Here is a 12,568-nt window from a genome sequence, read left to right as displayed (position 1 = left end):
GCTCAGCCGAGGACGGCATCGCGGCGGCGGGCGTAGCGCTGCTGCCCCAGCCGCAGCACCAGCCGGGTGCGCGGGTCGGCGTCGGCGAGCACCTGCGCCAGCTCCGCCGGGTGGCACTGGTCGACCACCCACGGGACGACGAACAGCAGCCGGCCCAGCGAGGTGTCGGCGCGCAGCCGGTCGGTGGTGCGCGCCAGCGCGGCCCCCGACACCTGCGTGCGCAGCAGCGGGAAGACGAGGGCCTCCTCCGCGGCGAGGTGCTCCTCGACCAGGTCGGCGAGCTCGTGCAGCACGGGGGCCAGCAGCGGGGCGCCCGAGCTGGGGCAGCGGGCGAAGACCGGCAGCGCCGACCACGCCCGCGCCAGCAGCCGCTCGAGGGCGACGTGGTGGGCGGTCAGCGGCGCCAGGTCGGCCCAGTCGTCGGCGGAGACGACGGTGAGCGGCCACAGCGCGGCGTCCTCGTGCACGAGGTGCGCGCCGACCTCGCCGAGCACGGCCTGCGCGAACTCGGTGATGCCGCGCTGCCGCTGCCGGTCGCAGGCCTCGTCGCGGGCGATGCCGTCGACCGCCTCGGCCAGCATCCGGGTGCCGGAGCGCAGCGCCCGGTGGACCAGCGTGAAGCCGGTCAGGTCGGGGGTGGCGGGCTCGGTCCGGCTGGTCGCGGCCCGGTCGGAGGAGGTCGGCACGGTCGTCGTCATGGCGAGCACACTGGCCGGACCCGCTGGGAGCGCGCTTGCGTCCCGCTTGCGGCGCGGCTTGCACGTAGGCTGCCCGGCGCTATGACGGTCGAGTTCGGGGTGCTGGGCGGCGTGTGGGCCACCCACGACGGCGCGCCGGTCGACCTCGGCGGGCACCGGCAGCGCTCCGTCGTCGCCCGCCTGCTCGTGGCGCGCGGCGCCGTCGTCCCGGCCGACCTGCTGGTCGCCGACCTCTGGCACGCCGAGACCCCGCCGCGGGCGCAGGCCGCGCTGCAGGCGCACATCAGCCACCTGCGCCGGTCGCTCGAGCCCGACCGGCCGCCGCGCGCGCCGGCCCGGCTGCTGGTCACCGTGCCGCCGGGCTACGCCCTGCGCCCCGACGACGACGCCGTCGACGCCCTGCGGGCCGCGCGCCTGCTCGCGGAGGGCGACCGGCTGGCCGACGCCGACCCGGCCGCCGCCCGCGACCGCTACGCCGCCGCGCTGGACCTGTGGCGCGGGCCGGCCTACGCCGAGTACGCGGACGAGCCGTGGGCCGCGCCGGAGGCCGCCCGGCTCGACGAGCTGCGGCTCACCGCGGTCGAGCGCTGGGCCGCGGCGTCGCTGGACGTCCCGGGGGGTCCCGACCCGCTGGCCCGGCTGCGGGCGCACGTCGCCGAGCACCCGCTGCGCGAGGAGGGCTGGCGGCTGCTCGCGCTGGGCCTGTACCGGGCCGGCCGGCAGGCCGACGCGCTGGCCGCGCTGCGCGAGGTGCGCGCCCGGCTCGCCGACGAGCTCGGCGTCGACCCCGGCCCGGCGCTGCGCGCGCTGGAGGACGACGTCCTCGCCCAGGCGCCGCACCTCATGCACGCGCCCCGGGAGTCCGCGCCCGCCGGTGCTCTGCCCACCACGGTGGGCAGAGCACCAGCACCGCCGGAGGACGTGTCCCGCCCGGTCCTCGTCGGCCGGGACGACGAGCTGGCCGCCCTCCGCGCCGCGGCCGCCGACGCCGCCGCGGGCCGGCTGCGGGTCGCCGTGGTCACCGGTGAGGCCGGCGGCGGCAAGTCCGCGCTGGTCGAGCGGCTCGCCGCGGACCTCGCCGCGGCGGGGTGGACGACGTGCGTCGCCCGCTGCCCGGAGACCGACGGCGCGCCCAGCGGCTGGCCCTGGACCGAGGCGCTCGGCCGGCTGGCGCGCACCCACCCCCCGGCCGAGCCCGACCGGCTCGCCCCGCTCCTGCGGGACGCCCCTCCCGACCCGGCGGGCGACAGCGCCACCTCCCGGTTCCGGCTGCACCGCGCGGTCGCCGGCTGGCTGGCCGCGGTGGCCCGCGGCGCCCCGCTGCTCGTCGTCCTCGACGACCTGCACCGCGCCGACCAGGAGACCGCGGCCCTGCTGCTCGACGTCGTCGCCGGCCTCGAGGACGCGCCGGTCCTCGTCGTCGTCGCCACCCGGCCCGAGCCGCTGCCCGAGCTCGACGCCGTGCTCGCCGCCCTGGCCCGCCGCTCGCCGGTGCGGCTCGCGCTGGGCGGGCTCGACGACGACGCGGTCGGCCGCCTGGTGGACGACGTCTCGGCCACCCCGGTGGACGACGCCGTCCGCGCCGCCATCGCCGAGCGCACGGGCGGCAACCCCTTCCTGGTGCGCGAGCTGGCCCGGCTGGTCTCCGGCGGTGCCGACGTCGGCGCGGTGCCCGGCGGGGTGCGCGACGTCGTCCGGTCGCGGCTGGCGGCCCTGCCGGCGCAGACCGGGAGCCTGCTGCGGCTGGCCGCCGTCTGCGGCCGGGACGTCGACGTCGACGTCCTGCTGGCCGCCGCGCAGGTCGACCGGGACGACGACGAGCTCGTGGTCGACGCGCTGGAGTCGGCGCTGGTCAGCGGCCTGCTGGTGGAGCCGGGCCCGGGCCGGTTGCGGTTCGTGCACGCGCTGGTGCGCGACACCCTCTACGAGGACCTCTCGTCGCTGCGGGCGACCCGCCTGCACGACCGGGTGGCGCGGGCCCTGGAGCAGCTGCGGCCGGCCGACGTCACCGCGCTGGCGCACCACTCCGAGGCCGCCGGACCCGCGCGCGCCGCGGCGACCGCCCGCTGGGCCGCGGCCGCCGCGGAGCTCGCGGAGCGGCGGTTCTCCCACCGCGACGCGGCGCAGTGGTGGCAGCGGGCCGCGCGCGCCCTGGCCACCGCGCACCCGGAGGACGAGGCCGGCCGGCTGCGGCTGGTGGCGCGGGCGGCGCGCGCGGCCACGCTGGCCGGAGACATGCCCACCGGCCGCGAGCTGCGCAACACCGCGCTGCCGCGGGCGCGGGCGCTGGGCGATCCGCTGCTGACCGCCGAGGTGCTGCTCTCCTGCGACGTCCCGACCCTGTGGATCCCGCGCCACACGCCGATCGACGACCTGGTGGTCGCCGCGGCCGAGGAGGTGCTCGCGGCCCTGCCCGACCGCCCCGCGCTGCGGTCGCGGCTGCTGGGCGTCGTCGCGGTGGCGCTGGCCGGCGACCCGGACCCGCGCGGGTACGAGGCGAGCGTCGAGGCGGTCGAGCTGGCCCGGGCCACGGGCGATCCCGTCGTCCTCGCCTCGGCCCTCAACGCCCGCTACATCAACACCTACCGCTACGGCGGGCTGGAGGAGCGCGGGCGGCTGGGGCACGAGCTGCTGGAGCTGGCGCAGCGGGAGGGGCTGGGCCTGTTCGAGGCCAGCGCCCGCCTGGTGCTGGTGCAGCACGCCTGCGGGCTGCTCGACCTCGCGTCCGCCGACGCGCACGCGGCCGAGGCCGAGCGGCTGGCCGAGGCCTACGGGCTGCCGCTGCTGCGCGCGATCGCCACCTGGTACCGCGGCCTGCGGGGCGCGCTGGCCGGCCGGTACGACGAGGCGGAGGCCGCCTACGGCACCGCGGTCGCGCAGGTGGGCGAGACCGGGTTCTGGGCCGAGCAGGCGCACGGCCTGTGGTGGATCTCGGTGCTGTGCCTGCGCGTGGCCGCCGGCCGGTACGAGGGCCTGGCCGAGGCCACCCGGGCGATCTACGACGTCTCCCCCGAGGACGCGCACGAGGTGCTGGCGGCCACCCTGCTGCTGGAGGGCCGCGTCGACGAGGCGCGGGAGCTGGCCGCCACCCGCCACCCCGTCGGCCAGGACTTCTTCACGCCCGTGTGGCTGGGGTTCCGGGGGATCCTCGGGATGGGCCTGGGCGACGAGGAGCGGGTGGCGGAGGCCTACACCGGGCTGCTGGCGCACGAGGACGCCGTGTGCGGCGCCTGGACGGCGACGGTGGCCCTCGGCCCCACCGCCACCCTGCTGGCGCGGCTGGCCGCCTGCCGCGGGGACACCGCGGCGGCGGCCCGCCACCAGCGGACGGCGCTCGAGGTGGCCGGGCGGACGGGCAACCCCGACTGGATCGCCGCCGCCCAGCACGCCCTGGACTAACCGATCACCAGCGCCCGGCGGCGGTGCCAGCGGCGCTCGCTGACCGCCAGCAGCAGCCGCAGCGGCGCGCCGGCGATCCGGAGCATCTCCGCCCGCTCCTCGGGGGCGCACTGGGCGATCACCCAGGGCAGCACGAACAGCAGGTGCCCGACGCTCGAGCCCTTGCGGAACATGGCCTCGCAGGCGGCGTAGTCCTTCGCCGACACGTGCGTGCGGATCACCGGGAAGACCTCGGCCTCCTCCTCGGCGATGTGCTCGTCGAGCAGGTCGGCCATCCCGGTGAGCACCGCGCCCAGCGGCGCGGCGGTGGCCCGCGGATCGGCGCCGGGCGCGGCGAAGGCGGCCAGGGCCTGCTCGGCGCGCTCGAGGACGGCGTGCAGCTCGGTGTGGTCGTCGGTGAGCGGCTCGAGGTCGACCGCCGCGCCGGCGGAGGCGGCGATCACCGGCCACAGGACGTCGTCCTCGCGCTGGTGGTGGGTGTGGATCTCGGCCAGCACCTCGGTGGCGAAGCGGATCAGCGCCCTGCGGCGCTCCGGCGGGCACGGCGCCCCGGCGCCGATGGCGGTGGCGGCGTCGGCGAGCTCACGGGTGCCGGCGCGCAGCGCGCGGTGGATGAGGGCGAACCCGGACAGGTCGGCCTCGGGCTCGCCCGGGCGGCGGGGGGTCACGGGGAAGGGCAGGGGCGGGGTCTTCGTCGTCATGCCGGCACCGTCGCCCGCGGTTCTAGCGAGCGACTTGCCGGTGACTCAGCGCGGGGACGACGCCGACGCGGCGGCGCACCACAGGTAGGCCGCCGCCGTCGCCGAGCGGGTGGCCGCGGCCCGGCGGGCCCGGGTCCGGGCGCGCGCGATCACCCGCGCCCGCTCCGCCTCCCGCACCTGGGTCACGGGGAACGGGAGGTCAGGGGCCTGCAGCGTCATGGGAGCACCCTCGCGCCGGGCGCTTGCACGGAACTTGCGGCCCGCTAGAGCCGCTACAGGCGGCCCGCCAGCGCGGTGAGGACGCCGGCCGCGGGGCCGGTGCGGGCCAGCCGGTGACCGGTCCCGGCCCACAGGTGCAGCCGGTCGGCGTCGCCCGCCGCGGCCGCGGCCGCCCGCAGCTGCCGGGTCAGGTGGTGGACCTCGGGGTAGCCGAGCGGGGCGGTGGCGGAGTGCCGCTCGAGGAAGCCGTTGCGCAGGCCGCGGGCCGGGCGCCCGGTGAAGGCGCGGGTGAGCGCCGTGCCGGGGAACCTCGGGTCGAGCAGCGCATCCCGGTGGGTGCGGCCGGCGCCGCTCTCGTCGGTGCGCAGCAGGGCGGTGCCCACCACGGCCGCCGCGGCGCCGGCGGCGACGGCGTCGCGGACCTGCCCGGCGGTGGCCAGGCCGCCGGCGGCGAGCAGCGGCAGCGGCGTGACGGCGCGGACCCGGGGCAGCAGCTCCGCCAGCGGCGCCGGGGGCAGCGGCCGCGCCGGGTCGTGCACGCCGCTGTGCCCCCCGGCGTCGGTGCTCTGGACGACGAGCCCGTCGGCGCCGGCCTCCTCGGCGGCGCGGGCCTCGTCGGGGGCGGTGACGGTGACCAGCACGGCGCTGCCCGCCCGCCGCAGCGCCGTCACGACGTCGGCCGGCGGCACCGCGAAGGTGAAGCTGACGACGGGCACCGGGTCGGCGAGCAGCAGGTCGAGCTTGGCCCGCCAGCGGTCGTCCTCCCAGCGGGGCTCCGCGGCGGCGAGGTCCAGGCCGTAGGGCGCCCCTTCCGCGGCGATCTCCACCGCGTAGCGGCGGAAGTCCGCCTCCGGCATCGGGGCGGACGAGGGCAGGAAGAGGTTCACCCCGAACGCGACGCCGGCCGCCCGCACCTCCGCGATCTCGGCCGCGACCGCGTCGGGCGCCTCGTAGCCGGCGGCGAGGAAGCCGAGCCCGCCCGCCGACGCCGCGGCGAGCACCAGCGCCGGCGTGCCGGCGCCACCGGCCATCGGCGCGGCCACCACCGGCAGGTCGGTCCCGAGCAGGTCAGTGGCCACGCTGCAGGGTCCCACCGCGAGCGGGCGAGGGGTGGGGGGCGGCGTGGTCCTTCTAGGGTCGGCCCATGCGCGCGGTGACGATTCGCGAACCCGGCGGCCCGGAGGTGCTCGAGTGGGCCGAGGTCCCCGACCCGGTGTGCGGGCCCGGCGAGGTGGTGGTCGACGTCGCCGCGACCGCGGTGAACCGCGCCGACCTGCTGCAGCGGCAGGGCTTCTACCCGCCGCCCCCCGGCGCGAGCGACGTCCTCGGCCTGGAGTGCAGCGGGATCGTGAGCGAGGTCGGCGAGGGCGTGACCGGTTGGCGGGTCGGCGACGAGGTGTGCGCCCTGCTCGCCGGCGGCGGCTACGCCGAGCGGGTCGCCGTCCCGGCCGGGCAGCTGCTGCCCCGCCCGGCCGGCGTGGAGCTGGCCACGGCCGCGGCCCTGCCGGAGGTGACCTGCACGGTCTGGTCCAACGTGTTCCTGCTGGCCCGTCTGAAGCGCGGCGACAGCTTCCTCGTGCACGGCGGCTCCAGCGGCATCGGCACCATGGCCATCCAGCTCGCCGCCCGCGCCGGCGCCCGCGTGTTCACCACCGCCGGCACGCCGGAGAAGCTCGACGTCTGCCGCGAGCTCGGCGCGGAGGTGCTCGTCAACTACCGCGAGGAGGACTTCGTCGAGCGGGTGCGCGAGGAGACCGACGGCGCCGGCGTCGACGTCGTCCTGGACAACATGGGCGCGAAGTACCTGGCGCGCAACGTCGAGGTGCTGGCGATCGGCGGGCGGCTGGTGTGCATCGGCATGCAGGGCGGCACCAAGGCCGAGCTCGACCTCGGGAAGCTGATGCGCAAGCGGGCCGCGGTGCACGCCACCACGCTGCGCTCGCGACCGCCCGCCGGTCCGGGCGGCAAGGCCGAGATCGTCGCCGCGGTGCGCCACGACGTGTGGCCGGACGTCGAGCGCGGCGTGGTCCGCCCGATCGTCGACCGGCGGCTGCCGATGTCGCGGGCGGCCGAGGCGCACCGGGTGGTCGAGGCCAGCGAGCACGTCGGCAAGGTGCTGCTGCTCACCGACGCCTAGAGCGCAGCTCCGCGACGGAGTCGATCACGTAGCCGACCTCGTCGGCGGTGTTGTAGTGCAGCAGGCCGAGGCGCACCGCGCCGCCGGCCTCGTTGACCCCGAGCGCGTCGAACAGCTCGCGGGCGTAGTAGTCGCCGTCCCACGCGCAGATGCCGCGGCGGGACAGCTCCGCGGTGACCTGCCGCGGGGACATGCCGGCGACCCGGAACGACAGCGTCGGGGTGGGGGCGGCGGGCGAGCCGAGCACCTGCACGTGCCGCATCGCGCGCAGCGCGTCGTCCAGCCAGCCGAACAGCTGGCCCTCGTAGGCGGCCACCGCGGCCATCGAGGTGCGCAGCCGCTCCCGCCGCGGGCCGGTCGCCTCCCCGCACAGGTTCGCCAGGTGGTCGACGGCGGCCGGCACCCCGGCCAGCAGCTCGAACGGTGGGGTTCCGGTCTCGAACCGGTCGGGCACGCGGTCGGAGGCGGGCAGCACCTTGTCGGGCCACATCTGCTCGAGCAGCGCCGGGTCGGCGACGACGGCGCCGACGTGCGGCCCGCACCACTTGTACGCCGACAGCGCCAGGAAGTCCGCGCCGAGCTCCCGCCGGTCGAGCACCCCGTGCGGCGCGGCGTGCACGGCGTCGACGTAGACCAGGGCCCCGACGCCGTGCGCCCGCGCCGCGATCGCCGCGACGTCGGGCCGGGTGCCGATGGCGTTGCTGGCCGCGGTGACGGCGACCAGCCGGGTCCGCTGGTTGACCAGCCGGTCGTACTGCCACACCGGCAGCTCACCGGTCTCGATGTCGACCTCGGCCCAGCGCACCAGCACGCCGGCCTCCTCCGCGGCCTGGATCCACGGCCGGATGTTCGCGTCGTGGTCGAGCCGGCTGACCACGACCTCGTCGCCCGGCCGCCACGTGCGGGCCAGCGTGCGGGCGATGCGGTAGGTCAGCGTGGTCATGTTGGCGCCGAGGACGACGCCCCCGGCCACCCCGCCGACCAGCTCCGCGAGGGCGGAGCGCGCCGCCGACACGATGGCCTCGGCCCGTCCCGACGCCGGGAAGACACCGCCGCGGTTGGCGACCGGCATGCGCATCGCGTGGGCCACCGCGCGGGCCACGCTCTCGGGCACCAGCGAGCCGGCGGGGCCGTCGGTGTGCACGAAGCCGTCGGCGAGCGCGGGGAACAGGCCGCGGACCCGCGCGACGTCGAGCCGTGCCTCCCCCACGCTGGGCACCCTAGTGCGCGCCGGGGTTGCGGCGACCGCCCGTTCCGGTGCCGGCCCGACCCGCGGACCACCCGCGTGCCGGTTGCCGGCACGGGGCAGGATGGGGGCATGACCGCACCGGGGAACGGCAGCGAGCACCCGCAGCAGATCGTCGTGGTGGGGCCCGACGGGCGCCCGGTCGGCGCGATGCCGATGCCGGCGGCGCCGGACGCGGCCGGCGGCACGGCCGGGGACGACGCCCCGCAGGGCGTGGCCGCCATGGTCGAGGAGCCGGCCAAGGTCATGCGGATCGGCACGATGATCAAGCAGCTGCTCGAGGAGGTGCGCGCCGCTCCGCTGGACGAGGCCAGCCGCAGCCGGCTCCGCGACATCCACGCCGCGTCCATCCGCGAGCTCGAGGAGGGTCTCTCCCCCGACCTGCGCGAGGAGCTGGAGCGGATCACCCTGCCGTTCAGCGAGGACGCCACGCCGTCCGACGCCGAGCTGCGGATCGCGCAGGCGCAGCTGGTCGGCTGGCTGGAGGGCGTGTTCCACGGCATCCAGACGGCGCTGTTCGCGCAGCAGATGGCCGCCCGCGCCCAGCTGGAGGAGATGCGCCGGCGCGCCCTGCCCGGTGCCGCGCCGCAGGCCCCCCAGCCCGACTTCCGCCCCGGCGGGGGCCAGTACCTGTAGCGCCCGCCCGCGGCCACGATCAGCCTCCCTGGTCGTCACGGGTCCTCCCCCACGCTGCAGCGCGGGGAGGACCCCTCCGGATCAGGTGGGCTGATCCCGGCCGGTCACACGGTGAAGCGGGCGACCGCCGTCTGCAGCTCGCCGCTCATCCGCGCCAGCTCGGCGGCGGCCCGCTGGGCGTCCGCCACCCGCTGGTTGGTCTCCGCGGTGCCGGCGGCCAGGCCGCTGATGGCGTCGGCGATGTGCTGCGAACCGGTGGCCGCCTCGGCGACGTTGCGGTTCATCTCGTTCGTCGTCGCCGTCTGCTCCTCCACCGCCGCGGCGATGGTCGCCTGGAAGTCGTTGATCTCGGCGATCACCGTGCTGATCCGGCCGATCGCCTCGACCGCGCCGGCCGTGTCGGCCTGGATGGCCGCCACGCGCGTGGAGATGTCCTCGGTCGCCCGGGCGGTCTCCTGCGCCAGCTCCTTGACCTCCGAGGCGACGACGGCGAAGCCCTTGCCCGCCTCGCCGGCGCGCGCGGCCTCGATGGTGGCGTTGAGCGCCAGCAGGTTGGTCTGCTCGGCGATGCCGTTGATCAGCTTGACCACCGTGGCGATCTCCTGCGAGGAGTCGCCCAGCTTGCCCACGGTGCGCGTGGTGGTCTCGGCGACGGTCACGGCCTGGCCCGCGACGCGGGCCGCCTCGGTGGCGTTGTGCGCGATCTCGCGGATCGCCGACTCCATCTGCGACGAGCCGGTCGCCACGGTGTCGACGCTGGAGGCCACCTCGCCGGCGGAGGCCACGACGACGTCGGCCTGGCCGGCCGCCGTCCGCGCGTTGTCGGCGATCGCCTGGGAGGCGGTGTCGAGCTGGTGCGAGGCGTCGGCGAGCCGGGCGGCCGAGCCGCGCACCAGCCGCATGACGTCGCCCAGCGCGTCGAGCGTGTGGTCCAGCGAGCGGGCGACCTCGCCCAGCTCGGCGCCGCCGGTCTCCCCGGCCCGCACCGACAGGTCGCCGTCGGCCACCCGGCCGAGGACCTCGCGGATCCGCTGCACCGGCCGCATCACGCCCTGCGCGACGAACAGCGCGAGGACGACGGAGACGATCAGGCCGACGGCGATGATGACCAGGGTGAGGGTCCGCGCGGAGACGTAGGCCTCGTGGGCCTGCTCGGCGAGCTCGACGGCGTCGGCCGCGGCGGTGGCGGTCGCGGCCGCGAGGGACTCCTCGATGACCGTCTCCTGCTGGTCCATCGTCCGCAGCAGCCCCTGGATCTGCGCGGGGTCGCCGGTCAGCCCGAGGCCCTGCAGCTGCGTCAGCGCCTGCAGGTAGGTCTGCACCGCGGTGGCGAACTGCTCGAACGACTCCCGGGCCTCGGCCGACAGCGGCATCCCCGCCACCGCCTCGGTGTCGCCCGCCAGCTCCTCGCCGGCGGCGGCCGCGTTCTGCTGCGCCTGCTGGACCTGCGCCGGCGGCAGGCCGGCGATGTTGGCGCGGGCGGTGTGCGCGGAGAGCGCCCACCAGCCGGACTCCAGCTGCCGCAGCCCGTCCAGCGGCCGGGCGCCCTCGTCGTACACCCGCGCCGCCTCGTCGCTCAGCGTCGACATCCGGTCGATGCCGACGACGCCGACGGCGAGCGTCGTCAGCGCGACGACGAGGATCGCGCCGAGCAGGCGGGCCCGCAGACCGAGGCCGCCCCCGGCGGCCGCGGCCGGGCCGGCCTGGTCACCCCCCTCGGTGCGAGGTGCGGGCTCGTACGCGACGTCCATGTGCGGCCTCCGAGGGCTGGTGCGGTGGGAGTGGTCACAGCACCTATCGGCAGCACGGGCCCGGGGTCGTCCCGGGGCGGGGAACGTGGTGCGCGCGTGACGAGGGGCCGGGCACCCGTGACCGCACGGGCGACCGACCCCTCGTCGACGGCGTCAGAACCGGAAGCCGGCGACCAGGCCGTCGAGACGGGTGGAGACCTCGGCGAGCTCGTCGGCCGCCTGCTGCGACGCCGAGACGTGCTCGGTGGTGGCCCGGGCGACGGCGGCCACGGCGTCGATGTTCTCGGCGATCTGGGTGGTGCCGGTGGCGGCCTCCCCGACGCTGCGGTTCATCTCGTTGGTGGTCGCCGTCTGCTCCTCGACCGCCGAGGCGATGGTGGTCTGGTAGTCGTTGATCTGCGCGATCACCTCGGCGACCTCGGCGATGGCGCCGACCGCGCTGGTGGTGTCGACCTGGATGGCCTCGACCCGGCGGGCGATGTCCTCGGTGGCGCGGGCGGTCTCCTGGGACAGCTCCTTGACCTCGTTGGCCACGACCGCGAACCCCTTGCCGGCGTCGCCGGCGCGCGCGGCCTCGATCGTGGCGTTGAGGGCCAGCAGGTTGGTCTGCTCGGCGATCGAGGAGATGACCTTCACGACGTCGCCGATGGTCCGGCTGGACTCGCCGAGGCGCGACACCGTCTCGGTGGTCGCCCCGACGGCGACCACGGCCTTGCCGGCCACGCTCGCCGCCTCCTGCGCGTTGTGCGCGATCTCGCGGATGGAGGCCCCCATCTGCTGCGACCCGGCGGCGACGGTCTGCACGCTGCGGGAGACCTCCCCGGCGGCCGCGGCGACGACGCCCGCCTGCGCCGAGGACTCCTCCGCGCCCACCGAGATCTGCTGCGACAGCTGCCCCACCCGCCGGCTGGCGGCGTTGAGCGCGTCGACGGCGCCGCGGAAGGTGGACATGACCGTGCCCATCGAGGACAGCGCGGTGTTCATCGAGTCGGCCATGCGCCCGACCTCGTCCTTCGACGTGACCTCGAGACGCTGGGTCAGGTCGCCCTGGGCGACGGCGGCGAAGGCCTCCTCGGCCCGGGCCAGCGGCCGGGTGATCGACCGGGTCAGCCGCCACGCGATGACGGCGGCCAGGACCGCCGCCGCGGCGCAGAACAGCACCATCGTCAGCAGGAAGCCGGAGCCGACGCCGCGGGCCTCGGCCGACAGCTGCTGGTTCGCCGCCTCCTCCATGTCGATGAGCACGTTGATGACGCGCAGCCACTCCACGAACAGCGGCTTGGCCTCGGCCAGCGCCTGCCCGGCGACGGCGAGGTCCCCCGCCGACCTGGCCTGGACGATCCGGTCGATCAGCGGCAGGGTCTGCTGCTCGACCTGCTTGATCGCCTCCAGCGCCGCGCGCTCGTCGGCGTTCGCGTTCGACTCCACCGCGAACAGCTCGTCCATGGGGCCGGCCGAGTCGCTGTACTTGCGGGTGAGCTCCTCGATCAGGGCGATCTCGGTCCGCAGCTCGCCGGGGGTGGTGGCCATGACCACGTCGCGGACGGCGATCGCCCGGTCGTGCACGCTGCCCCGGAAGTTGATCGCGTACCGCTGCTTGACCGCGTTGAGGTCGTTGATCGTCTCGAGGTGACCGTTGATCGACTCCACCCGCGTCACACCGATGGCGGTGAGGCCGACCATGCTGAGGACGACGACGAGGAAGCCGAGGGCGAGGCGCCGGCTGATCGACAGGTTCTTCACGGGTTCTCCAGTGGACCGGGCACGAGGAGGGGACTGCT

Annotated in this window: 10 protein-coding genes; 3 read left to right on the top strand and 7 right to left on the bottom strand. The window is 77.0% G+C overall.

Annotated elements, in window-relative coordinates; genetic code table 11:
- Positions 1 to 2: 2 nt before the first annotated feature.
- The gene (locus ACI78S_RS17465) at positions 3 to 698 is read right to left on the bottom strand and encodes a hemerythrin domain-containing protein (RefSeq protein WP_456975606.1); all 696 of its coding nucleotides are present in this window, start codon (positions 696 to 698) and stop codon (positions 3 to 5) included.
- Positions 699 to 779: 81 nt separating this feature from the next.
- On the opposite strand from ACI78S_RS17465, the gene ACI78S_RS17460 reads away from it, so the two are divergent.
- Entirely contained in the window at positions 780 to 4,097 is a 3,318-nt protein-coding gene (locus tag ACI78S_RS17460; RefSeq protein ID WP_456975604.1) for a BTAD domain-containing putative transcriptional regulator, read from the top strand.
- On the opposite strand, the gene ACI78S_RS17455 is transcribed toward ACI78S_RS17460, so the two are convergent.
- From ACI78S_RS17455 to ACI78S_RS17445, 3 genes are read right to left on the bottom strand one after another with little or no spacing between them, the layout of a single operon-like run.
- The gene (locus ACI78S_RS17455; RefSeq protein ID WP_456975602.1) at positions 4,094 to 4,798 is read right to left on the bottom strand and encodes a hemerythrin domain-containing protein; all 705 of its coding nucleotides are present in this window, start codon (positions 4,796 to 4,798) and stop codon (positions 4,094 to 4,096) included. The genes ACI78S_RS17460 and ACI78S_RS17455 overlap by 4 nt on opposite strands.
- Positions 4,799 to 4,843: 45 nt before the next feature.
- A complete protein-coding gene (locus tag ACI78S_RS17450) occupies positions 4,844 to 5,017 on the bottom strand; it encodes a hypothetical protein (protein ID WP_456975600.1) in 174 nt (57 codons plus the stop codon).
- Between the two features lie 53 nt (positions 5,018 to 5,070).
- Positions 5,071 to 6,096 (bottom strand): nitronate monooxygenase, encoded by a 1,026-nt coding sequence (locus ACI78S_RS17445; RefSeq protein ID WP_456975598.1) that lies wholly within the window; start codon positions 6,094 to 6,096, stop codon positions 5,071 to 5,073.
- Positions 6,097 to 6,161: 65 nt separating this feature from the next.
- On the opposite strand from ACI78S_RS17445, the gene ACI78S_RS17440 reads away from it, so the two are divergent.
- Positions 6,162 to 7,154 (top strand): NAD(P)H-quinone oxidoreductase, encoded by a 993-nt coding sequence (locus ACI78S_RS17440; protein ID WP_456975596.1) that lies wholly within the window; start codon positions 6,162 to 6,164, stop codon positions 7,152 to 7,154.
- Here ACI78S_RS17440 and ACI78S_RS17435 read toward each other — a convergent pair.
- Positions 7,141 to 8,364: a cysteine desulfurase-like protein gene (locus ACI78S_RS17435; RefSeq protein ID WP_456975594.1), complete on the bottom strand. Its 1,224-nt coding sequence runs from the start codon at positions 8,362 to 8,364 to the stop codon at positions 7,141 to 7,143. The two genes, ACI78S_RS17440 and ACI78S_RS17435, sit on opposite strands and share 14 nt — an antisense overlap.
- A gap of 108 nt (positions 8,365 to 8,472) precedes the next feature.
- On the opposite strand from ACI78S_RS17435, the gene ACI78S_RS17430 reads away from it, so the two are divergent.
- Complete coding sequence (locus ACI78S_RS17430; protein ID WP_456975592.1) at positions 8,473 to 9,036, top strand: bacterial proteasome activator family protein; 564 nt, start codon at positions 8,473 to 8,475, stop codon at positions 9,034 to 9,036.
- A 104-nt stretch (positions 9,037 to 9,140) separates the two neighbouring features.
- Here the strand turns inward: ACI78S_RS17430 and ACI78S_RS17425 are convergent, their stop codons facing one another.
- On the bottom strand, positions 9,141 to 10,787 hold the full coding sequence (locus ACI78S_RS17425) for a methyl-accepting chemotaxis protein (RefSeq protein WP_456975590.1): 1,647 nt from the start codon (positions 10,785 to 10,787) through the stop codon (positions 9,141 to 9,143).
- A 153-nt stretch (positions 10,788 to 10,940) separates the two neighbouring features.
- On the bottom strand, positions 10,941 to 12,530 hold the full coding sequence (locus ACI78S_RS17420) for a methyl-accepting chemotaxis protein (protein WP_456975588.1): 1,590 nt from the start codon (positions 12,528 to 12,530) through the stop codon (positions 10,941 to 10,943).
- Positions 12,531 to 12,568: the final 38 nt, after the last annotated feature.

Source organism: Geodermatophilus sp. SYSU D00815, assembly GCF_054050035.1.
The sequence above is the reverse complement of the archived record's forward strand: the minus strand, read 5'-3'. Positions and strand labels throughout refer to the sequence as shown.

Coding starts and splice junctions, on each gene's coding strand:
- ACI78S_RS17465 (WP_456975606.1), bottom strand. CDS start 698: ATGACGACGACCGTGCCGACCTCCTCCGACCGGGCCGCGACCAGCCGG.
- ACI78S_RS17460 (WP_456975604.1), top strand. CDS start 780: ATGACGGTCGAGTTCGGGGTGCTGGGCGGCGTGTGGGCCACCCACGAC.
- ACI78S_RS17455 (WP_456975602.1), bottom strand. CDS start 4,798: ATGACGACGAAGACCCCGCCCCTGCCCTTCCCCGTGACCCCCCGCCGC.
- ACI78S_RS17450 (WP_456975600.1), bottom strand. CDS start 5,017: ATGACGCTGCAGGCCCCTGACCTCCCGTTCCCCGTGACCCAGGTGCGG.
- ACI78S_RS17440 (WP_456975596.1), top strand. CDS start 6,162: ATGCGCGCGGTGACGATTCGCGAACCCGGCGGCCCGGAGGTGCTCGAG.
- ACI78S_RS17430 (WP_456975592.1), top strand. CDS start 8,473: ATGACCGCACCGGGGAACGGCAGCGAGCACCCGCAGCAGATCGTCGTG.
- ACI78S_RS17425 (WP_456975590.1), bottom strand. CDS start 10,787: ATGGACGTCGCGTACGAGCCCGCACCTCGCACCGAGGGGGGTGACCAG.